Annotated in this window: 13 protein-coding genes; 2 read left to right on the plus strand and 11 right to left on the minus strand. The window is 57.5% G+C overall.

The window, feature by feature from the left end:
- Positions 1-109: 109 nt before the first annotated feature.
- Positions 110-2,188: a 4-alpha-glucanotransferase gene (gene malQ / locus ABFI50_RS07660; protein ID WP_177336819.1), complete on the minus strand. Its 2,079-nt coding sequence runs from the start codon at positions 2,186-2,188 to the stop codon at positions 110-112.
- Positions 2,189-2,197: 9 nt separating this feature from the next.
- Positions 2,198-4,591: a maltodextrin phosphorylase gene (malP, locus tag ABFI50_RS07665; protein ID WP_063614505.1), complete on the minus strand. Its 2,394-nt coding sequence runs from the start codon at positions 4,589-4,591 to the stop codon at positions 2,198-2,200.
- A gap of 585 nt (positions 4,592-5,176) precedes the next feature.
- Here malP and malT point away from each other — a divergent pair.
- Entirely contained in the window at positions 5,177-7,882 is a 2,706-nt protein-coding gene (gene malT, locus ABFI50_RS07670) for an HTH-type transcriptional regulator MalT (protein ID WP_347485777.1), read from the plus strand.
- A 106-nt stretch (positions 7,883-7,988) separates the two neighbouring features.
- On the opposite strand, the gene ABFI50_RS07675 is transcribed toward malT, so the two are convergent.
- The 3 genes from ABFI50_RS07675 to glpE are packed head-to-tail and all read right to left on the minus strand — an operon-like array spanning position 7,989 to position 9,974.
- The gene (locus ABFI50_RS07675) at positions 7,989-8,747 is read right to left on the minus strand and encodes a DeoR/GlpR family transcriptional regulator (RefSeq protein WP_014885550.1); all 759 of its coding nucleotides are present in this window, start codon (positions 8,745-8,747) and stop codon (positions 7,989-7,991) included.
- A 16-nt stretch (positions 8,748-8,763) separates the two neighbouring features.
- Positions 8,764-9,594, minus strand: a complete 831-nt coding sequence (gene glpG, locus ABFI50_RS07680; RefSeq protein ID WP_014885551.1) for a rhomboid family intramembrane serine protease GlpG — start codon at positions 9,592-9,594, stop codon at positions 8,764-8,766.
- Positions 9,595-9,641: 47 nt separating this feature from the next.
- Positions 9,642-9,974, minus strand: coding sequence for a thiosulfate sulfurtransferase GlpE (gene glpE / locus ABFI50_RS07685; RefSeq protein ID WP_014885552.1), 333 nt, complete (start codon positions 9,972-9,974; stop codon positions 9,642-9,644).
- 286 nt (positions 9,975-10,260) lie between these two features.
- Between glpE and glpD the strand changes: the two genes are divergently transcribed.
- Positions 10,261-11,769, plus strand: a complete 1,509-nt coding sequence (glpD, locus tag ABFI50_RS07690) for a glycerol-3-phosphate dehydrogenase (RefSeq protein WP_014885553.1) — start codon at positions 10,261-10,263, stop codon at positions 11,767-11,769.
- A gap of 86 nt (positions 11,770-11,855) precedes the next feature.
- On the opposite strand, the gene glgP is transcribed toward glpD, so the two are convergent.
- The 6 genes from glgP to asd all read right to left on the minus strand — a co-directional run bounded on the left by glgP (position 11,856) and on the right by asd (position 22,558).
- A complete protein-coding gene (glgP, locus tag ABFI50_RS07695) occupies positions 11,856-14,303 on the minus strand; it encodes a glycogen phosphorylase (RefSeq protein ID WP_014885554.1) in 2,448 nt (815 codons plus the stop codon).
- Between the two features lie 18 nt (positions 14,304-14,321).
- Entirely contained in the window at positions 14,322-15,755 is a 1,434-nt protein-coding gene (glgA, locus tag ABFI50_RS07700; protein WP_023331499.1) for a glycogen synthase GlgA, read from the minus strand.
- Positions 15,755-17,050, minus strand: coding sequence for a glucose-1-phosphate adenylyltransferase (glgC, locus tag ABFI50_RS07705; protein WP_023337914.1), 1,296 nt, complete (start codon positions 17,048-17,050; stop codon positions 15,755-15,757). The genes glgA and glgC overlap by 1 nt, the downstream gene beginning before the upstream one ends.
- Positions 17,051-17,067: 17 nt before the next feature.
- Positions 17,068-19,041: a glycogen debranching protein GlgX gene (gene glgX / locus ABFI50_RS07710; RefSeq protein WP_347485780.1), complete on the minus strand. Its 1,974-nt coding sequence runs from the start codon at positions 19,039-19,041 to the stop codon at positions 17,068-17,070.
- Complete coding sequence (glgB, locus tag ABFI50_RS07715) at positions 19,038-21,224, minus strand: 1,4-alpha-glucan branching enzyme (protein ID WP_347485782.1); 2,187 nt, start codon at positions 21,222-21,224, stop codon at positions 19,038-19,040. The genes glgX and glgB overlap by 4 nt, the downstream gene beginning before the upstream one ends.
- Before the next feature lie 230 nt (positions 21,225-21,454).
- Entirely contained in the window at positions 21,455-22,558 is a 1,104-nt protein-coding gene (asd, locus tag ABFI50_RS07720; RefSeq protein WP_023331502.1) for an aspartate-semialdehyde dehydrogenase, read from the minus strand.
- Between the last annotated feature and the right edge of the window lie 124 nt (positions 22,559-22,682).

The following is a 22,682-nucleotide window of genomic DNA, read 5'->3' on the forward strand; positions in this document are numbered from 1 at the left end:
GTCATAAGTCGGGTGGCGGCTTCGCCTTACCCGACCTACTGGCTCCATGTAGGCCCGGTAAGCGTAGCGCCACCGGGCAATAAAAAACCCGCCACTGGCGGGTTTTTTATCACATCTTAGCAGCCGCTTTTCGCCGCTTATCCAAATCCTTAATCAGCCTGTTCACCCCGTCATCGGCAAAAATCTTCTCAAGCGTTGTGGACAATTTGCGACGCCAGTTCTTGTACTGATAGCTGGTGCCCGGGATGTTCACCGGCTCCGCCATATCAATCCAGTCTTCCGGCTGAAGGCCAAGCAGAGCGCTGTTGCTGTCGGCAATATAGCGCTGCAAACCGCGGTTGAGCGTTGGCGTCATCGCCATCAGCGACGCCTTGTGACCGGCGCGCTTCGGCAGGCAGCCATGCTTATGCAGCGCATCCAGCAGCCCCTGCTTCGCCAGCTCGCGATCCTGATACAGCCCACGCAGAACCTCTTCATCAGGATAGAGACCCAGCGTTTTCCCGAGCGTCAGATCGCCGCTTTCCCAGTAGCCTCTGAGCGTAGGAAGATCATGCGTCGTCGCGACTGCCATTGACTGTTCTGGATACGCTTTCGGCGCGCGGAAGGTTTTCTCATGGTCGTTTTCAAAATAGAGCACTTTATAGGAGTACACGCCGCTGTCGCGGAGCTTGCTGACAATTTCCACCGGCACGGTACCGAGATCTTCCCCGATCACCATACACTGGTGACGCTTACTCTCCAGGGCCAGGATCGACAGCAGATCGTCTACCGGATACTGGACGTACGCGCCGTGATCGGCCGTTTCGCCGTAAGGGATCCACCACAGGCGCAGTACGGACATGACGTGGTCAATACGCAGCGCGCCACAGTTTTGCATGTTCGCACGCAGCAGGTCGATAAACGGCTCGTACGCGCGCGCCGCCATCACGTGCGGATCCATCGGCGGCAAGCCCCAGTTCTGACCGAGCGGCCCAAGGATATCCGGCGGCGCACCGACGGACGCTTTCAGGCAGTAAAGCTCACGGTCACACCAGGTTTCCGCGCCACCTTCTGCCACACCGACGGCCAGGTCGCGATACAGGCCGATCGGCATGTTATAGCCCTGGCTTACCTGCCAGCAGGCGGCAAACTGGCTGTAGGCCAGCCACTGCAGCCACAGATAGAAGTCCACCTCGTCGGCATGCGTTTTACAGAAGGCTTTGACTTCCGGGGTGTCCACGGACTGGTACACTTCCGGCCAGACCGGCCAGCCCCAGCGCATTTCGTCCTCTTTCACCTGATGCGCGTGCAGCGCATCGAATGCCGCCTGCCAGTAGAGACTTTCGCCTTCCTGCGCCACAAACTGGCGGAAGGCCGCCATCTGATCGTCATCGCGCTTAGCAAAGCCTTTCCAGGCCAGACGCAGCGCCGCCATTTTTAGCGCGGTCACAGTAGCATAATCGACCCAGTCCGCTTCGCGGGCCTGTTTCAGCATCTGCTTCGTGGTCTCAAGCTTCCACCACGCCTGCGCGTCTTTACTGTTTTTAAAATCATCCAACGCGTTAACGTCGATATAAATGACGTTCAGCCAGCGACGGGAGGACGGGCTGTACGGGCTGGCGCTTTCCGGGTTCGCCGGATAGAGCGCGTGGATCGGGTTGAGGCCGATGAACGCGCCGCCGCGCTCACCCACGGAGGCCAGCATATTCTTCAGATCGCCAAAATCGCCGATGCCCCAGTTGCTGTCGGAACGCAGCGTGTAGAGCTGCACGCAGGCGCCCCACAGCTTTTTGCCTTCGAGCAGCGCCTGCGGCTCATAGCAGCGTTTTGGCGCGACGATCACCCGGCAGTGAAAACGCTGCTCGTCCTGGGTGAGCGTCAGGCTGTGATAGCCCTCCGGCAGTTTCGCCGGAAGGTTAAACGCTTTGCCGCCGGTGGCGTGGCCTTTATGCTGATGCCCCTCTTCGGTGGTGAGCAGCCAGCTAAACTCGCCGCGCCCCTCCACCGTCAGCGACATTTTTTTGCCCGCAGTAAAGACCTTTACGTTTGGCACCGGTAGTGCCGACGCTTTCGCGTCGGCTTTGTGCATGGCATTCAGCAAACGTCTTTTGGTGTCCGCACCAATAGACTGCGGTTTGCCGTGCGCATTGATGTAACTGAGGCTAATTCCCGCCGCCTGCGCGGCACTGTCCAGACGTTTACTCTCCATCGCGCTTCCTTAGCGTTTTGCCTGCCAGATACGAGCCTGATAATCACGGATTGAGCGGTCAGAGCTGAACATACCGCAGCGCGCCGTGTTCAGAATGCATGCCCGGGTCCACGCGTCCTGGTCGCGATACAGCACGTCGACCTGCTTTTGCGCGTCCACATAGGCGGTGAAGTCGGCCATCACCAGATACGGGTCACCGCCATGTTTGTCCATGCTGTGCAGCATCTGGTCAAACGCGTGCTTGTCACCGTCGCTGTATTTACCGCTCTCCAGCTCTTTCAGCACCGCATCCAGCACTTTGTCTTTCTTACGCCATTTCACCGGGTCGTAGCCTTTGGCCTTGATGGCTTTCACCTCTTCCACGGTATGACCGAAGATGAAGATATTCTCTTCACCGACCTGCTCAGCGATTTCGACGTTCGCACCGTCCAGCGTGCCAACGGTCAGCGCACCGTTCAGCGCCAACTTCATGTTACCGGTGCCGGAGGCCTCTTTCCCTGCGGTCGAGATCTGCTCGGAAATATCCGCAGCCGGGATCAGCATTTCAGCCGCCGAGACGCAGTAATCCGGCAGGAACACCACCTTCAGCTTGTCGCCCACCTTCGGATCGTTGTTGATCGCCGCCGCCACTTTATTAATGGCGAGGATGATATTTTTCGCCAGGTAGTACCCCGGTGCCGCTTTCGCACCGAACAGGAACACGCGCGGCACGCGGTCGGCCTGCGGGTTCTCGCGGATCTCTTTATACAGCGCCAGGATGTGCAGCAGGTTAAGGTGCTGACGTTTGTACTCATGCAGACGCTTGATCTGGATATCGAAAATGGCATTCGGGTTGATCTCAATCCCGGTGCGCGCTTTCACAAACGCCGCCAGACGAACTTTGTTCTCCTGCTTGATGGCGCGGTACTGCTCGCGGAACTTCGCGTCGTCCGCGTATTTTTCCAGGTTGATGAGCTGGTCCAGATCGTTGGCCCACTCTTTCTTCAGGGTCTTATCCAGCAGACCAGCCAACAGCGGGTTGCACTGCTTGATCCAGCGACGCGGCGTGATGCCGTTGGTCACGTTGTGGAATTTGGTCGGCCACAGCTGGTGATATTCCGGGAACAGATCTTTAACCACCAGATCCGAGTGCAGGGCCGCTACGCCGTTCACCGCAAAGCCGCTCACCACGCACATGTTCGCCATGCGAACCTGCTTATCGTGGACCACTGCCAGCTTCGCCCAGACCGCTTTATTGCCCGGCCAGGTTTTATCCACCAGGGTTTTAAACCGATCGTTAATCTTGTTGATGATCTGCATATGGCGCGGCAGCAGCGCTTTCACCAGCTTCTCATCCCAGCACTCCAGCGCTTCCGGCATCAGGGTGTGGTTGGTGTAGGCGAAGGTGCGGCTGGTAATCGCCCAGGCGTCATCCCAGCTCAGCTGATGCTCGTCGATCAGCACGCGCAGTAATTCAGGAATGGCGATGGTCGGGTGCGTGTCGTTGAGCTGAATCACTTCGAAGTCCGGCAGCTGTGCCAGCTTGCGGCCCGCCAGGTGATGACGGCGCAGAATGTCCGCCACGGAGCAGGCGCACTGGAAATACTGCTGCATCAGACGCAGTTTTTTACCCGCCAGATGGTTGTCGTTCGGGTAGAGGACTTTGGTCAGCTTCTCGGCGTCGATACCCTGCTGCTCGGCACGCAGGAAATCGCCGTCGTTGAATTTGGTCAGGTTGAACGGATGAGCGTGCTTCGCCTGCCACAGGCGCAGCGGCTGCGCCACGCCGTTACGGTAGCCAAGCACCGGCAGATCCCACGCTTCACCGATGATGGTGAAAGCCGGTTCCCAGAGGCCTTGCTTTGTGACTTTCCCACCGATGCCGACCTGCACGTCCAACTGCGCATTGTGGCGGAACCACGGGTAGGTATTGCGGTGCCAGTCATCTGGCGCTTCCATCTGGTGACCATCAGCGAACGACTGACGGAACAGGCCATACTGATAGTTCAGGCCATAGCCAATGGCGGACTGGCCAACCGTTGCCATGGAGTCAAGGAAGCAGGCCGCCAGGCGACCCAGACCACCGTTACCGAGAGCCGGGTCAATCTCTTCTTCCAGCAGGTCAGTCAGGTTGATGTCGTGCGCTTTCAGCACATCACCCACCTCCTGATACCAGCCAAGGTTCAGCAGATTGTTGCCCGTCAGGCGGCCAATCAGGAATTCCATCGAGATATAGTTGACGTGACGCTGGCCTTTGACGGGCTTCGCCACGGGTTGAGCATCCAGCTGCTCTGCGAGCGCCCCGCTCACCGCCTGCCACCACTGGTGAGGCGTCATCTCGTTTGCAGCATGAAGGCCAAAACGCTGCCACTGACGCGTCAGGGCAGCCTGGAATTGAGCTTTGTTGAAGGTAGGCTGTGACATAGGGGATCGGCATCCTTTAGAAAGAAAACACAAGTTGGCGCTAGTGTGCCTGGCTCATTTCACCTCTTCCTCATCCTGTGGGGGATTAGACAGGGAGGAGTAGCGGGGATGAGCATAAAAGTGTGATCGAGGCCACTCTCAGAGCATAGCCTGAGTGTGCCCGGAAGAGGAAAACGTCACCGGGAAGAATGTCAAAGAAATGAAATGCAGTTTCGGACGAAATTAATCCGCGCTGAAATGATTACTTACGTAGAATAATATTTCTGCAATTGGGTCATATCTAAGGAGATTATTAAGCTCACTGAACTTTACCCGGACTTTATTAAATTTGGCGTCACTATCCCTTTCTGAAACCAGTTTCAGCATAACCGCAAGAGAACCATACAAGCCAGCACTGGCGCGGCGTCACAGCCCTTTCAGGAAAGTTCCATCATCTGCCTGAATGTTTTGTGACAGAGTGCAAATTCAGAGCCACCAAATCCAGACATAACTTGCAATAGTTCTCTATCTGTCCGACCTTATAGCTATTAATTACGAAGCGCAAAAAAAATAAAATCTCTCGTTCCCCACAGTGAAGTGAAACCTATGTTGATTCCGTCTAAATTAAGTCGCCCGGTTCGTCTCGACCATACAGTGGTCCGCGAGCGTCTGCTGGCTAAACTTTCCGGCGCGCATAATTTCCGACTGGCGCTGGTTACGAGCCCTGCAGGTTATGGAAAAACAACGCTCATTTCGCAATGGGCCGCAGGTAAGAGCGATCTTGGCTGGTACTCCCTTGATGAGGGCGATAACCAGCAAGAGCGTTTTGCCAGCTATCTGATTGCTGCCATTCAACAGGCCACGAATGGACACTGCGTCGCCAGTGAGGTGATGGTGCAAAAGCGCCAGTACGCCAGCCTGTCCTCCCTTTTCTCTCAGCTGTTCATTGAACTGGCTGAATGGCATCGTCCGCTTTATGTGGTGATTGATGATTATCATCTGATTTCAAATCCGGTTATCCACGAGTCGATGCGTTTCTTCCTGCGCCATCAACCGGAAAACCTGACCCTGGTGGTGCTGTCGCGCAACCTGCCGCAGCTGGGCATTGCCAACCTGCGCGTGCGCGATCAGCTGCTGGAGATTGGCAGCCAGCAGTTGGCCTTTACCCATCAGGAAGCGAAACAGTTCTTCGACTGTCGCCTGACCTCGCCGATTGAGGCCGCTGAAAGCAGCCGCCTGTGCGATGACGTCGCGGGCTGGGCCACGGCGTTGCAGCTGATTGCCCTCTCTGCGCGGCAAAACAACAGCCCGACACACCAGTCGGCACGGCGTCTGGCCGGTATCAACGCCAGCCATCTCTCTGATTATCTGGTGGACGAGGTGCTGGACAGCGTTGATCCTTCAACCCGTCATTTCCTGCTGAAAAGCTCCCTGCTGCGTTCGATGAACGACGCGCTGATCGTGCGCGTTACCGGCTGTGAAAACGGCCAGTTACAGCTGGAAGAGATTGAACGTCAGGGCCTGTTCCTGACACGCATGGACGATCCCGGCGAGTGGTTCAGCTACCATCCCTTGTTTGGTAGCTTCCTGCGCCAGCGCTGTCAGTGGGAGCTTGCCACAGAACTGCCGGAAATCCATCGGGCCGCCGCTGAAAGCTGGATGGCGCAAGGCTTCCCGAGCGAGGCCATTCACCACGCGCTGGCTGCCGGTGACGCCAGTATGCTGCGCGATATTCTGCTCAACCACGCGTGGGGGCTGTTTAACCACAGCGAACTGACGCTGCTGGAAGAGTCGCTGAAAGCCCTGCCGTGGGAGAGCCTGCTTGAGAACCCGCGTCTGGTTCTGCTGCAGGCTTGGCTGATGCAAAGCCAGCACCGCTACAGTGAGGTCAATACCCTGCTGGCGCGTGCCGAGCAGGAGATGGAAAGTGAAATGGATACTACCCTGCACGGCGAATTTAACGCCCTGCGGGCGCAGGTCGCAATTAACGACGGCGATCCGGATGAAGCGGAACGGCTGGCGATGGTCGCGCTGGATGAGCTGCCGCTGGCTAATTTCTACAGCCGCATCGTGGCGACCTCGGTACACGGGGAAGTACTGCACTGCAAGGGCGAGCTGACGCGCTCCCTTTCCCTGATGCAGCAAACCGAGCAGATGGCGCGCCGCCATGATGTGTGGCACTACGCCCTGTGGAGTCTGATTCAGCAAAGTGAAATTTTATTCGCTCAGGGGTTCCTGCAGGCTGCCTGGGAAAATCAGGAAAAAGCGTTCCAGCTGATTCGTGAACAGCATCTGGAAAAGCTGCCGATGCACGAGTTCCTGTTGCGCATTCGCGCTCAGCTGCTGTGGGCATGGTCGCGCCTCGATGAAGCAGAAAGCTGCGCCCGTCAGGGTGTGAACGTGCTTTCTGGCTTCCAGCCGCAGCAGCAGTTGCAGTGCCTGGCGCTGCTGGTGCAGTGCTCGCTGGCGCGCGGCGATCTCGATAACGCCCGCAATCACCTTAACCGTCTGGAAAACCTGCTCGGCAACGGCCAGTACCACAGCGACTGGGTGTCAAACGCCGATAAGGTCCGGGTGATTTACTGGCAGATGACGGGGGATAAAAAATCCGCCGCCAACTGGCTGCGTCATACGCCAAAACCAGAGTTTGCCAATAACCACTTCCTGCAAAGCCAGTGGCGCAACATCGCCCGCGTGCAGATCCTGCTGGGTGACTTCGAGCCTGCCGAGATCGTACTGGAAGAGTTAAACGAAAACGCCCGTAGCCTGCGCCTGATGAGCGATCTGAACCGCAACCTGCTGCTGCTTAACCAGCTTTACTGGCAGGCGGGACGCAAAAATGACGCCCAGCGCGTGCTGCTGGAAGCGCTGCAGCTGGCGAACCGTACCGGGTTTATCAGCCACTTTGTGATTGAAGGTGAAGTGATGGCGCAACAGCTGCGCCAGCTGATTCAGCTGAATACCCTGCCGGAGCTGGATCAGCATCGTGCTCAGCGTATTCTGCGCGAGATTAACCAGCATCATCGCCACAAATTTGCGCATTTTGATGAGAACTTCGTTGAACGTCTGCTAAACCATCCGGAAGTGCCGGAGCTTATTCGCACCAGCCCGCTCACCCAGCGGGAATGGCAGGTGCTGGGGCTGATCTATTCCGGCTACAGCAACGAGCAGATTGCCGGTGAGCTGGCGGTGGCGGCGACCACCATCAAAACGCACATTCGTAATCTGTATCAGAAGCTGGGTGTGGCGCATCGTCAGGATGCGGTACAGCATGCGCAGCAGCTATTGAAGATGATGGGGTATGGCGTGTGATTCCTTGCCCGGCGGCGCTACGCTTGCACGGGCCTACGGGGTTTCGTAGGTCGGGTAAGCGCAGCGCCACCCGACACAATTCCTGGCACAATTCCTAGCACAATTCCTAGCACAATTCTAACTGCAAATTATTATCTTTAATCACCTGCATCACGCCCGCTGGCGGCATCGCGTCGGTGTAGACCGCATCCACAATGCTGATGCTGCCCATGTTCACCATCGCGTTACGGCCAAACTTCGAATGATCCACCACCAGCATCACGTGGCGTGAATTTTCAATAATCGCGCGCTTGGTGCGTACCTCGTGGTAATCAAACTCCAGCAGCGAGCCGTCGCTGTCGATACCGCTGATCCCCAGAATGCCGAAGTCGAGGCGGAACTGAGAGATAAAGTCGAGCGTCGCTTCACCGATAATGCCCCCGTCGCGGCTGCGCAGTTCACCACCGGCGAGGATGATCCGGAAATCGTCTTTCTGCATCAGAGTGTTGGCGACGTTCAGGTTGTTAGTGACCACGCGCAGGTTCTCGTGATCCAGCAGCGCGTGAGCAACCGCTTCCGGCGTGGTGCCGATGTCAATAAACAGCGTCGCCCCGTTTGGGATTTGGCTCGCCACTTTACGGGCTATGCGTTCTTTTTCCGCCGTCTGCGTGGCTTTACGGTCATGCCAGGAGGTGTTGACCGAGCTGGACGGCAGCGCCGCACCGCCGTGGTGGCGCAAAATACGGTTCTGATCGGCCAGATCGTTCAGGTCACGACGGATCGTTTGCGGGCTGACGGCAAACTGCTCAACCAGCTCTTCGGTGCTGACGTATCCCTGTTTTTTGACCAGTTCGATAATGGCGTCATGACGTTGTGTTTGTTTCATCAATTATCCCTGAGAATTATGTTCGTTTTCGCGCATGGAGCGTGTCGGCAAGCGCCATTGCCAGCCCGACCGCCAGGCCAGTGACGTGCGCACCATTGGCGATAGACATACCAAACAGATCAAACCATCCGGCAATTAGCCATATTAACGCAAAGGCTATTAATCCGCGTTGTAAATAGATGCCGCTTTCCGGGTCGCGCTCTCCGCGAAGCCAGACATAGCCCATCAGGGCGTAGACGACGCCCGACAGCCCACCGAACCACGGGCCGCTGAATTTATGCTGCACGTAGCCGCTCAACAGGGCGCTAATCACGGTGATCACGATCAGCTTACCGCTGCCGAGTCGCTTCTCGACAATCCCGCCGAGATACCACCACCACAGCAGGTTGAAGAGAATATGCATCACTGAGAAGTGCATCAGCGCATGGGTGAAGTAGCGCCAGACGTCAAACTCCAGAGAGGGGTCGTACGGCCACGCCAGGGCGATCATCACGCTCTGGTCGCCCACCACGTTCATGATAATGAAGACGATAATACAGGCGGCCATCAGCAGCAGCGTAAACGGCCCTGCGCGCTCGCGAATAGTGGCAAGAAAAGGGAAACGACTGTAATGCAATCCGCTACCCGTCTGGCCGGATTGCCAGCTTGCCGCCAGATAGCGCGGGTCGCCAGGATTCTCAAGAAAACGCGCCAGCTCCTCGTTTACCCGCCCGGCCTGGCTCTCATCGGCCAGCCAGACATCGGTCTGCGTATGTTGCTGAATGGTCAGAATAACGCCCTGCGTTGCCATATAGTCGACAAACGCCTGGGCGACGCGCGGATTGGTAAAAGAGGTGATCATCAACATGGGCAGCGGTCGCTTATTTCCACACAAAAGGGAACAGTATAGCGGGATTAGCGCTCAAAGGCGTATTCCACTTCTGCCGGGAAATGACGATGCCAGGCATCGAAGCCGCCGTCGACGCTGTACACCGCGTCGTAGCCCTGCTGAAGCAGATACTGCGCCGCGCCTTTGCTGCTGTTGCCGTGGTAACACATCACCATCACCGGCGTATCGAAGTCGTTATCGCGCATAAACGCGCCCAGCGTGTCATTGGTGAGATGGAACGCGCCCGGCGTATGGCCCATCGCAAAACTCTGCGGATCGCGGATATCCACCAGCACCGCCGTTCCCTGGTGCATCTTCTGATGGGCTTCTTCTACGTTAATACATTCAAACTGATCCATGGTGTTCTCATCTTATATTCAGGTGTGGTGCGGTTTTCCCCCTCACCCTACCCTCTCCCGGAGGGAGAGGGAAACGGATCCCCCTCTCCCCGTGGGAGAGGGCTGGGGTGAGGGCATCAGACCGCACTATTTTACCCCGTAGTGTACGTCCTGGCGGCGGGTAAACGCCATTATGTTATCCATATCACTCTAAATTGTTTTTTTGATGTTACCAAAAGCGCGTTCCTTTGCTATTATGAGCGATATCGAACATTTTTGAGCTTTAACGAAAGTGCATGAGGGTGTTATGGAAACCAAAGATCTGATTGTGATAGGCGGTGGCATCAACGGTGCCGGTATTGCGGTCGATGCCGCAGGACGCGGTTTATCCGTGCTGATGCTGGAAGCTAACGATCTCGCCTGCGCGACGTCGTCCGCCAGCTCCAAGCTGATCCACGGTGGCCTGCGCTACCTGGAACACTACGAATTCCGCCTGGTCAGTGAAGCGCTGGCCGAACGTGAAGTGCTGCTAAAAATGGCGCCGCATCTGGCGATCCCGATGCGTTTCCGTCTGCCCCATCGCCCGCACCTGCGTCCGGCGTGGATGATCCGAATTGGTCTGTTTATGTACGATCATCTGGGTAAACGCACCAGCCTGCCGGGTTCGAACGGTTTGCGTTTTGGCTCAGAATCGGTCCTGAAGCCTGAAATCGTGCGCGGTTTCGAATATTCCGACTGCTGGGTGGACGATGCACGTCTGGTGCTGGCGAATGCGCAGATGGTGGAGAAGAAAGGTGGCGAGGTGAAAACCCGTACCCGCGCTACCGCCGCGCGTCGTGAAAACGGCCTGTGGATCGTCGAAGCAGAAGACATTGATACCGGCGAGAAATTCAGCTGGAAAGCGCGCGGTCTGGTGAACGCCACCGGTCCGTGGGTGAAGCAGTTCTTCGACGACGGCATGCATCTGCCTTCGCCGTACGGCATCCGCCTGATCAAGGGCAGCCATATTGTGGTGCCGCGCGTACACACGCAAAAACAAGCGTACATTCTGCAGAACGAAGATAAGCGCATCGTTTTTGTGATCCCGTGGATGGACGAATTCTCGATCATCGGCACCACCGACGTGGAGTACAAAGGGGATCCGAAAAACGTTGAGATCGACGAGAGCGAAGTGAACTACCTCCTTAAAGTGTATAACGCACACTTTAAGAAACAGCTGTCCCGCGATGACGTGGTATGGACTTACTCCGGCGTGCGTCCGCTGTGCGATGACGAGTCTGACTCACCGCAGGCCATCACCCGCGACTATACGCTCGATATTCACGACGTAGACGGCCAGGCGCCGCTGCTGTCGGTGTTTGGCGGAAAGCTCACCACCTACCGCAAGCTGGCGGAGCACGCGCTGGAAAAACTGGCCCCGTACTATAAGGGCATTGGCCCGGCATGGACCAAAGGCGCGGTACTGCCCGGCGGTGATATCGGCGACAACCGCGACGATTATGCCGCGAAGCTGCGCCGTCGCTTCCCGTTCATTACCGAAGGCATGGCGCGCCACTACGCCCGCACCTACGGCAGCAATACCGAGCTGTTCCTCGGTGATGCGAAGGACATTGCGGATCTGGGCGAGCATTTCGGTCACGAGCTGTACGAAGCCGAGCTGCGTTACCTGGTCGAGCACGAGTGGGTTCGCCGCCTGGACGACGCCATCTGGCGCCGTACCAAAGAAGGGATGTGGCTGAATGCCGAACAGCAGTCGCGTGTGGCGCAGTGGCTGCAGCAGCATGCGGGAAAGCGTGAGCTGTCGTTAGCGTCTTGATGTAAAAAAGCCCGGTGGCGCTACGCTTACCGGGCCTACGGGATCGAGTAGGCCGGGTAAGGCGAAGCCGCCACCCGGCTATGTTTTTACAGCCTCACCGGATCAATATGCCAGATCGTCTCGGCATACTCCTTAATGGTCCTGTCGGACGAGAAATACCCCATATTGGCGATGTTATGCATCGCAGCACTGGTCCACTTCTCCTGCTGACGGTACAGTTCGTCCACCTTATCCTGACAATCCACGTAGCTGCGATAATCCGCCAGCACCTGGTAGTGATCGCCAAAGTTAATCAGCGAATCCACCAGATCGCGATAGCGGCCCGGCTCGTCCGGGCTGAATACACCGGTCGCGATCTGCGTCAGTACCTGACGTAACTCTTCATCTTTTTCATAGAACTCACGCGGCGAGTAGCCTTTTCTGCGCAGCGCCTCCACTTCTTCCGTGGTGTTCCCGAAGATAAAGATGTTCTCAGCCCCTACGTGCTCCAGCATCTCAACGTTCGCCCCGTCCAGGGTGCCAATGGTCAGCGCACCGTTGAGGGCAAACTTCATGTTACTGGTCCCGGAGGCTTCCGTACCCGCCGTCGAAATCTGCTCAGAGAGATCCGCCGCCGGGATGATCAGCTGCGCCAGGCTTACGCTGTAGTTCGGGATGAACACCACCTTCAGCTTGTCGCCAATATCCGGATCCAGGTTGACGACCTTCGCCACATCGTTGATGAGATGGATAATGTGCTTCGCCATGTAATAGGCGGAAGCGGCTTTACCGGCGAAGATTTTCACGCGCGGCACCCACTCGGCCGTCGGGTCGGCCTTAATCCGGTTGTAGTGGGTAATCACATGCAGCACGTTCATCAGCTGACGCTTGTACTCGTGAATACGTTTGATCTGCACGTCAAACAACGCTTTCGGGTTGGCGACCACGTTCAGATGCAGCGCAAGGTAAACCGACAAACGCTTTTTGTTCAGCAGCTTGGCTTCGCGCACGGCTTTGTTCACCGTCGGGAAATCAATGTGCTGTTCCAGCTCGCTCAGCTGGCTCAGGTCGGTGCGCCAGGTGCGGCCAATGTTCTGATCCAGCACGTCAGAAAGCGGCTGGTTCGCCAGCGCCAGCCAGCGACGCGGCGTGACGCCGTTGGTCACGTTACAGAAACGCGTCGGGAAGATCTTCGCGAAATCCGCAAACAGCGACTGCACCATCAGGTTTGAGTGGAGCTCAGACACGCCGTTTACCTTATGGCTGATCACTACCGCCAGCCAGGCCATGCGTACGCGACGACCGTTGGATTCATCAATGATCGACGCCCGGCTCAGCAGGCCGGTATCGTTCGGGTACTGCTCCTGCAGCGTCTTGAGGAAGTAGTCGTTAATCTCGAAGATAATCTGCAGATGGCGCGGCAGGATTTTGCCGAGCATATCCACCGGCCAGGTTTCCAGCGCTTCGCTCATCAGCGTGTGGTTGGTGTACGAGAACACCTGGCAGGTCACTTCGAATGCCTCATCCCAGCTGAACTTATGCTCGTCGATAAGCAAACGCATCAGCTCTGGAATAGAGAGCACCGGGTGCGTGTCGTTGAGGTGAATCGCGGTTTTCTCCGCCAGATTGGCGTAAGTTTTGTGCAGCTGGTGATGGCGGCTGAGGATATCCTGAATCGTCGCCGAGACGAGGAAATACTCCTGGCGCAGGCGCAGCTCGCGGCCGGAGTAGGTTGAGTCATCGGGATAGAGCACGCGGGACACGTTTTCAGAGTGGTTTTTATCTTCCACCGCGGCGAAATAGTCACCCTGATTGAATTTACCGAGGTTAATCTCGCTACTGGCCTGGGCGCTCCACAGGCGCAGCGTGTTGGTGGCATCGGTGTCATACCCGGGGATGATCTGGTCGTAGGCCACGGCCAGGATCTCTTCGGTCTCCACCCAGCGGGATTTTTTACCTTCCTGCTGAATACGCCCGCCAAAGCGCACCTTGTAGCGGGTATTGTGACGCTTGAACTCCCACGGGTTGCCATACTCCAGCCAGTAGTCCGGCGACTCTTTCTGACGCCCGTCGACGATGTTCTGCTTGAACATGCCGTAGTCGTAGCGAATGCCGTACCCGCGTCCCGGCAGCGCCAGGGTCGCCAGCGAGTCGAGGAAGCAGGCGGCAAGACGCCCCAGGCCGCCGTTGCCGAGGCCTGGGTCGTTCTCTTCGTCAATCAGCTCTTCTAAATCCAGCCCCATCTCTTCGAGGGCGGTTTTAACGTCGTCGTAAATGCCGAGCGACAGCAGCGCGTTGGAGAGCGTGCGGCCAATCAAAAATTCCATCGACAGGTAGTAAACCTGACGCGTTTCCTGCGAGAGCTGGGCGCGGTTTGATCGCAGCCAGCGTTCAACTAAACGGTCGCGCACCGCAAACAGAGTGGCGTTCAGCCACTCGTGTTTGTTGGCGATGACCGGATCTTTCCCGATGGTGAACATCAGCTTATAGGCGATGGAGTGCTTTAACGCCTCAACGCTGAGCGTGGGTGAAGAGTAGCTAAATGGAGCATTCATATCAGTAACTTCGCCTCGTTACATCAAGCGTTGATAAAGATCGCGGTACGACTGCGCCGCAACGTGCCAGCTAAAGTCCATGGACATCGCCTGACGTTGTACGTAACGCCACAGCGACGGACGGGACCACAAGACGAAAGCACGCCGAATCGCCCGAAGCAGCGACCAGGCATTACTGTCTTCAAAAACAAACCCGCTGGCGATACCGTCCGCCAGGTTTTCCAGTGAGCTATCGGACACCGTATCCGCCAGCCCGCCCGTGCGGCGTACCAGCGGCAGGGTGCCGTATTTCAGGCCATAGAGCTGCGTCAGGCCGCAGGGCTCGAAGCGGCTTGGCACCAGAATGACGTCTGCGCCGCCCATAATGCGGTGCGAAAATGCCTCGTGGTAACCAATCTGCACGCCCACCTGCCCCGGATGTTCCGCTGCCGCCGCGAGGAAACCTTCCTGCAGCACCGGGTCGCCTGCGCCGAGCAACGCCAGCTGTCCGCCCTGCTCGAGCAAGCCGGGCAGCGCCTCCAGCACCAGGTCCAGCCCTTTTTGGCTGGTCAGGCGGCTCACCACCGCGAAGAGCGGCACTTTGTCGTTGACCTTCAGCCCCATTGCAATCTGCAACTGGCGTTTGTTTTCCGCTTTGTCTTCCACGGAATCGCGGCCATAGCGCGCCGCCAGCAGGAGATCGGTTTCCGGACTCCAGATCTGTTCATCCACGCCGTTCAGAATGCCCGACAGGCGGCCTTCCCGATGGCGCTGTTGCAGCAGCCCTTCCATGCCGTAGCCAAACTCCGGCTGGGTGATTTCTCGCGCATAGGTTGGGCTGACCGCCGTGATGTGATCGGCGTAGTACAGCCCCGCCTTCAGGAACGAAATCTGCCCCTTAAACTCCAGCCCGTGCATGTTATAGAACGACCATGGCAGATCGATGTCATTCATATGATGCGCGTAGTACATCCCCTGATAGGCGAGGTTATGCACCGTAAAGACCGATTTTGCCGGGTGACCGCGCGCGGCGAGATACGCCGGAGCCAGCCCGGCATGCCAGTCGTGCGCGTGCACCACATCCGGACGCCAGAACGGATCCAGCCCCGTCGCCATTTCTGCACCAACCCAGCCGAGCAGCGCAAAGCGCAGCACGTTGTCGGTATAGGCGAACAGGTTCGTATCATGATACGGGCTGCCCGGTCGGTCGTATAAGTGTGGCGCGTCGATCAGGTAAATCCCTACGCCATTGTAATGTCCAAACAGCAGGGTGATGCGTCCGGCAAACGTCTCACGGCGGGTCACAACCTTTGCATCAGGAATGCCGCGCCGGATATCCGGGAAGGCAGGCAGCAGGACTCGGGTATCCACGCCTCCGGCGATTTGTGCCGCCGGTAATGCACCAAGAACATCCGCCAGACCGCCCGTTTTTAACAACGGGAACATCTCAGAACATACGTGTAAAACCTGCATCATCGCTCCTGTTTGATCTGCAGCTTCCGCAACATTTCCCGTGTGACTAACACGATCCCCTCTTCCGAACGGTAGAAACGACGCGCGTCTTCTTCCGCGTTTTCACCGATGACCATCCCCTCAGGGATGACGCAGGCGCGGTCGATCACGCAACGACGCAGACGACACGAACGCCCTACCCAGACATCCGGCAATAAGACCGCCGAATCGATATTACAGAATGAATTTATCCGCACGCGCGGGAACAGCACGGACTGCACCACCACCGAACCGGAGATAATGCACCCGCCAGAGACCAGCGAGTTCAGCGTCATACCGTGGCTGCCGGAGCGGTCCTGCACGAATTTGGCCGGCGGCAAGGATTCCATGTGGGTACGAATCGGCCAGTTCTGGTCGTACATATCCAGCTCAGGCGTGACTGAGGCCAGATCGAGGTTCGCTTTCCAGTACGCTTCCAGCGTGCCCACATCGCGCCAGTAAGGCTCGGCATTCGGGTCTGACTGCACGCAGGACAGCGGGAAAGGATGTGCATACGCCATGCCAGCTTTGGTGATTTTCGGGATGATGTCTTTACCGAAGTCGTGGCTGGAGTTTTCGTCTTTGTCGTCGTCTTCCAGCAGCTCATAAAGATAATCTGCATCAAAGACATAGATCCCCATGCTGGCGAGGGATTTGGTGTCATCGCCCGGCATGGTTGGCGGGTTCGCCGGTTTTTCGACGAAGTCGATGATTTTATCGTCGGCGTCCACGTGCATCACGCCAAACGCCGTCGCCTCGGCAACGGGCACCGGCAGACACGCCACGGTGCAGCGCGCCCCTTTTTCGACGTGGTCGATGAGCATGTGGGAGTAATCTTGCTTGTAGATGTGATCCCCGGCGAGGATCACAATGTATTCCGCGTTATAGCGACGAATGATGTCGAGGTTCTGCGTCACCGCATCCGCCGTCCCGCGATACCAGTTCTCGCCGTGAACACGTTGCTGAGCAGGAAGGAGATCGACAAACTCGTTCATCTCTTCACTGAAGAATGACCAGCCGCGCTGAATATGCTGAACCAGCGTGTGCGACTGATACTGCGTAATGACGCCAATACGGCGAATGCCTGAGTTCAGGCAGTTGGAGAGCGCAAAGTCGATGATGCGGAACTTACCACCAAAGTGAACGGCCGGCTTGGCGCGCTTGATGGTCAAATCTTTCAGACGGGTACCACGCCCGCCCGCAAGTATCAGGGCAACCGTTTTTAATGGTAGCTGGCGTGCCAACATTAAGGGATCGTTCTTCTCTAATCTAACCATGACTAACTCCTTTTTTATCATCTTTGGAATACGCACACTCCGTGCGCAGGCCCGTGCCAGACAGCCATTACTACCGGATTATCCGCTCCGGCAAAGGGGGGAACAGCGCGCCATTCCCCGTCAGGTAAAACAATCTCTGCGACGTCATCCGTCGCGTTCAGCGTCACCAGCCACTTATCCGACAGCAGGATTTGCAAACAGGTGATGCCGTGTTGCCACTCTTGCGCACTCAACGGTTGCGCGTCTTTATTCAGCCAGCGAACGTTGCCGTCGCCCTCTTCCCACCAGCGATCGGCGGTGAGCGCGGGGATCTGCTGGCGAAGGTGGATCAGCGCTGCGGTGAAATGGGTCAGTCCACTGTTCGCCTCACCCCAGTCGAGCCAGGTCAGGGTATTGTCCTGGCAATAGGCGTTATTGTTGCCGTGCTGACTGTGACCGTGCTCATCGCCCGCCAGCAGCATCGGCGTGCCCTGCGATAACAAAAGCGTCGTCAGCAGCGCATGAACGCTGGCGCGACGCCGCTCAATCACGTCCAGGCTCCCGCCTAATCCTTCTATACCATGATTAAAGCTATGGTTATTGTTAGTGCCATCGCGATTCTCTTCGCCGTTCGCTTCATTGTGTTTCTGATTGAAACAAACGCAGTCGCGCAGCGTAAAACCGTCGTGCGCCGTCACCAGATTAATGGTGGCCGACGGCCGTTTGCCGTCGCGCCTGAAGAGATCGCTGGAGGCGGCAAAGCGCCCGGCGAACTCCCCCAGTGACAGATCGCGCGCCAGCCAGAAGCGGCGCATGGCATCGCGATAATGGTCGTTCCACTCGGCAAACAGCGGCGGGAAATTCCCCACCTGATAGCCACCCTCACCGATGTCCCACGGCTCGGCGATCAGTTTCACCTGCGAGAGCACCGGGCAATTTTTGATGGCCTCAAACAGCGGAGCCTGCTGGCTGAATGCCGGCGTGCGTCCCATAACGGGCGCCAGGTCGAAACGAAAACCATCGACGTGGAACGTCTCAACCCAGTATTTCAGGCATTCATAAGCAAAGTGCGTAACCGCCGGATGGCTGAGGTTGAGGGTGTTACCGCAGCCGGTCCAGTTCTCATAATCGCCATCCTCTCTGATCCAATAATAGCTACGGTTATCGATTCCGCGCATGGAGAGCGTCGGGCCGTCGAGATCGCTTTCAGCGCTATGGTTCAGCACCACGTCCAGAATGACCTCAATGCCCGCCGCGTGCAGCGCCTTCACCGCATCACGAAACTCGTCCCGCGCCGTCTCCGGATGGGCGGCGTAGCGGGGTTCAAGGGCAAACATCGCCAGCGGGTTGTAGCCCCAGTAGTTGCTCAGCCCCAGCCGCTGCAGACGGGGTTCATTGGCGAAATGGGCGACGGGGAGCAGTTCCAGCGCGGTGATACCGAGGTGTTTCAGATAGGCAATCATCGTTGGATGGCCGAGTGCCTGATAGGTGCCGCGCATCGCGTTGGGGATCGACGGGTGCAGCCAGGTCAGCCCTTTGACATGCGCTTCATAAATCACGGTGTTGCCCCACGGCGTGCGCGGCGGAGCATCGTCTTCCCACTCGTAGAGGTCGTTCACCACCACGCTTTTGGGCACGACCGGCGCGCTGTCGCGGTGGTCGGGCTCACCGTAGCCGACGTGAAACAGCGGGTCGTCTTTAAATTCGCCATCGACGCGGTGCGCACACGGGTCAATCAACAGCTTCGCCGGGTTAAACCAGTGCCCCTGAGCCGGTTGCCACGGACCGTGTACGCGAAAACCGTAATGCATCCCCGGACGCCCGCCGGACAGGTACCCGTGCCAGATATCCCCTGTGCGAGACGGTAAATCGTAACGGTGCTCGTTACCTTCCCCGTCAAACACACAAAGTTCCACCCGCTCCGCGTGAGCGGAAAAGAGCGTGAAGTTCACGCCCTTACCGTCAAAACGCGCGCCGAGCGGTTCGGGATGACCTGCCGTAAGCTGCGTCATTCACCCTCCCGCATCAGCCAGATGGTGCCAAGCGGCGGCAGCATCAGGCTCAGGGAGTTGGGCCGCCCGTGGCTTTCGATGACGTCGCTCTGCACCAGCCCGCCGTTACCGGCGTTGCTGCCGTGGTAATGCATCGAATCGGTATTCAGAATTTCGCGCCATTTCCCCGGCTGGTTAATGCCAAAGCGGTAGTGTTCGCGCGGTACCGGCGTGAAGTTACTGGCGACGATGATTTCGTTGCCGGCTTTATCACGACGCACAAAGACAAATACCGAACGCTCATGGTCGTCCACCACCAGCCACTCGAAGCCGTAGGGGTCGAAATCCAGCTCGTGGAGGGCTTTGTGATGGCGATAGGTCAGGTTCAGGTCACGCACCAGACGCTGCACGCCGTGGTGCCAGTTGTCGCCGCCTTCCAGCAAATGCCAGTCGAGACTGGAGTCGTGGTTCCACTCGCGCCCCTGGGCAAATTCATTGCCCATAAACAGCAGTTTTTTACCCGGGAAGGCAAACATCCAGCCGTAGTAGGCGCGCAGGTTGGCAAACTTCTGCCACGCATCGCCCGGCATACGGTCGAGAATGGATTTTTTGCCGTGCACCACTTCATCGTGCGACAGCGGCAGCATGAAGTTTTCGGTGTAGTTGTAGAGTAGGCCGAAGGTGAGCTTGTCGTGATGGTACTGACGGTACACCGGGTCGAGCTTCATGTAGTCGAGCGTGTCGTGCATCCACCCCAGGTTCCACTTATACCAGAACCCCAGACCGCCTGATGACGGCGGTCGGGAGACGCCTGCAAAGTCCGTCGACTCCTCCGCCATGGTAACCGCCCCCTCGACCTGCTCACCGATAATACGGTTAGTGCTGCGCAGGAATTCAATCGCTTCCAGGTTTTCGCGGCCGCCATACTCATTCGGGATCCACTCGCCCTCTTTGCGGCTGTAGTCGCGGTAGATCATTGACGCCACCGCATCCACGCGCAGGGCATCAATGCCGAAGCGCTCAATCCAGTACAGGGCATTGCCGACCAGATAGTTCGCGACTTCACGACGACCATAGTTGTAGATCAGCGTGTTCCAGTCCTGGTGATAGCCTTCGCGCGGGTCGCTGTGCTCGTACAGTTTTGTGCCGTCAAACTCTGCCAGCGCAAAGTCATCAGAAGGGAAATGACCAGGCACCCAGTCGAGGATCACGTTCAGCCCGGCGGCGTGCGCGGCATTAATGAAATAGCGGAAGTCATCGCGCGTGCCGAAGCGGCGTGTTGGGGCATACAGCCCGGTTGGCTGGTAGCCCCAGCTGCCGTCGAACGGATGCTCGTTAACCGGCAGCAGTTCGAGGTGGGTAAAGCCCATCCATTTAGCGTACGGCACCAGCTGGTCGGCGAGTTCCCGGTAGCTCAGCCAGAAGTTGTTATCGGTGTGGCGGCGCCAGGAGCCGAGATGCACTTCATAGACGGAAATCGGCGCATCAAAGCGGTTGGCCTGTTTACGCTCTTCCGTCTGGACCACCTTCTCCGGCAGGCCGCAAATCAGCGACGCCGTGTCCGGACGCATCTGCGCCTCGAAGGCATACGGGTCGGCTTTAATGCGCAGCTTGCCGTGAGCATCGATCATTTCGAATTTGTAGAGCTGGCCGTTATGCGCCCCCGGGATAAACAGCTCCCAGATGCCCGTCTCCCTGCGCAGACGCATCGGATGGCGACGACCGTCCCAGTAGTTGAACTGCCCGACAACGGAGACGCGCTGGGCGTTAGGCGCCCACACCGCAAAACGCGTGCCGGTGATGCCGTCCATGGTATCCGCATGAGCACCCAGCGTTTCATAAGGGCGCAGATGCGTACCTTCAGACAGCAGCCAGGCGTCCATCTCTTTTAAGAGCGGCCCGAAGCTGTAAGGATCATCAATCAGGTTTTGCTGGCCGTGCCAGATAACGGCGAGTTGATAACGAAAGGGGTTTTTACGACGGGGCATGATGCCCGAGAAGAAGCCACGCGAGTCGAGGCATTCAAGATTGGCCACCTTGCGGCCGGTTTTGGGCTCGATGACCCACACTTCGGTCGCATCCGGTAACAACGCCCGAACTTCCAGCCCGGCCTCTGTACGGTGCATCCCCAGCACGGAAAAGGGGTCGGCAAAATGACCCGCAATAAGCGCATTAATCACGTCTCTATCCACACGATCGGACATGGTATTCATCCTGTTTTTTATGTCGTCCTTTTTTAGCGCCTGGGACGACTTTAATGTGACCTGACGGGTATCCACTCAGTCCCGTCCTAACCTCAGGTAAGAAATGACTCTTCCTTAAAGCATAGCCAACGCTCTACATGACTCCTGATAAAAAATAAGACATACGCGTGTTACTCCATGTAGTACGCAAAAAAAGGGGGTGAAAATCACCCCCGGTCATTAACAAATTATTACGCCAGCTGGCGTAGCATGCGGCGCAGCGGTTCGGCGGCGCCCCACAGGAGCTGGTCACCGACGGTGAACGCGGAGAGGTACTCCGGCCCCATGTTCAGCTTACGCAGACGGCCAACCGGCGTGGTCAGCGTGCCGGTGACGGCAGCCGGGGTCAGCTCACGCATGGTGATATCGCGATCGTTTGGTACCACTTTCGCCCACGGGTTGTGCGCGGCCAGCAGCTCTTCCACGGTCGGAATAGACACATCTTTTTTCAGTTTAATGGTGAAGGCCTGGCTGTGGCAGCGCAGTGCGCCGATACGCACGCACAGACCGTCAACCGGAATGGTGTTCGCGGTATTGAGGATTTTGTTGGTCTCAGCCTGACCTTTCCACTCTTCGCGGGTCTGGCCGTTATCCAGCTGTTTGTCGATCCACGGGATCAGGCCACCGGCCAGCGGTACGCCAAAGTTATCCACCGGCAGCGCGCCGCTGCGGGTCAGATCGGTGACTTTACGCTCGATATCGAGGATCGCGGATGCCGGGTTTGCCAGCTCGGTTGCGACGCTGTGGTGCAGCTGGCCCATCTGGGTCAGCAGCTCGCGCATATGACGCGCGCCGCCGCCGGACGCGGCCTGGTAGGTCGCCACGGAAACCCATTCAACCAGATCCTGCGCAAACAGGCCGCCAAGGGACATCAGCATCAGGCTGACGGTGCAGTTACCACCGACAAAGGTTTTCACACCGTTGTTCAGGCCATCGGTGATCACGCCCTGGTTAACCGGGTCGAGAATAATGATGGCATCGTCTTTCATGCGCAGCGAAGAGGCCGCGTCAATCCAGTAGCCCTGCCAGCCGCTTTCACGCAGCTTTGGATAGATTTCGTTGGTATAATCGCCGCCCTGGCAGGTCACAATAATATCAAGTGCCTTCAACGCTTCCAGATCGTAAGCATCCTGCAACGTGCCTGTGGTACCACCAAAGGACGGTGCAGCCTGGCCGAGCTGGGAAGTGGAGAAGAAGACCGGGCGGATAGCGTCGAAATCGCGCTCTTCAACCATGCGTTGCATGAGTACAGAGCCGACCATACCGCGCCAGCCGATGAAACCAACGTTTTTCATAGCATTTTTTTCCTGCTGAGGGTGTGTGCTGATTGTGCAAGCCAGTATTGAACTGGGATATGCTTCACATTACAAAATGCTGCCAAAGTCGCAAGCGAAATTAATCGATGATTGCCCGGCAATC

The organism is Enterobacter sp. HNDS-6 (assembly GCF_039850505.1).
Taxonomy (GTDB): domain Bacteria; phylum Pseudomonadota; class Gammaproteobacteria; order Enterobacterales; family Enterobacteriaceae; genus Enterobacter; species Enterobacter kobei.

Coding starts and splice junctions, on each gene's coding strand:
- glgA (WP_023331499.1), bottom strand. CDS start 15,755: ATGCAGGTTTTACACGTATGTTCTGAGATGTTCCCGTTGTTAAAAACG.
- glgC (WP_023337914.1), bottom strand. CDS start 17,050: ATGGTTAGATTAGAGAAGAACGATCCCTTAATGTTGGCACGCCAGCTA.
- ABFI50_RS07675 (WP_014885550.1), bottom strand. CDS start 8,747: ATGAAACAAACACAACGTCATGACGCCATTATCGAACTGGTCAAAAAA.
- glpE (WP_014885552.1), bottom strand. CDS start 9,974: ATGGATCAGTTTGAATGTATTAACGTAGAAGAAGCCCATCAGAAGATG.
- asd (WP_023331502.1), bottom strand. CDS start 22,558: ATGAAAAACGTTGGTTTCATCGGCTGGCGCGGTATGGTCGGCTCTGTA.
- glgP (WP_014885554.1), bottom strand. CDS start 14,303: ATGAATGCTCCATTTAGCTACTCTTCACCCACGCTCAGCGTTGAGGCG.
- malQ (WP_177336819.1), bottom strand. CDS start 2,188: ATGGAGAGTAAACGTCTGGACAGTGCCGCGCAGGCGGCGGGAATTAGC.
- glgX (WP_347485780.1), bottom strand. CDS start 19,041: ATGACGCAGCTTACGGCAGGTCATCCCGAACCGCTCGGCGCGCGTTTT.
- glpD (WP_014885553.1), top strand. CDS start 10,261: ATGGAAACCAAAGATCTGATTGTGATAGGCGGTGGCATCAACGGTGCC.
- glpG (WP_014885551.1), bottom strand. CDS start 9,594: ATGTTGATGATCACCTCTTTTACCAATCCGCGCGTCGCCCAGGCGTTT.
- glgB (WP_347485782.1), bottom strand. CDS start 21,224: ATGTCCGATCGTGTGGATAGAGACGTGATTAATGCGCTTATTGCGGGT.
- malP (WP_063614505.1), bottom strand. CDS start 4,591: ATGTCACAGCCTACCTTCAACAAAGCTCAATTCCAGGCTGCCCTGACG.
- malT (WP_347485777.1), top strand. CDS start 5,177: ATGTTGATTCCGTCTAAATTAAGTCGCCCGGTTCGTCTCGACCATACA.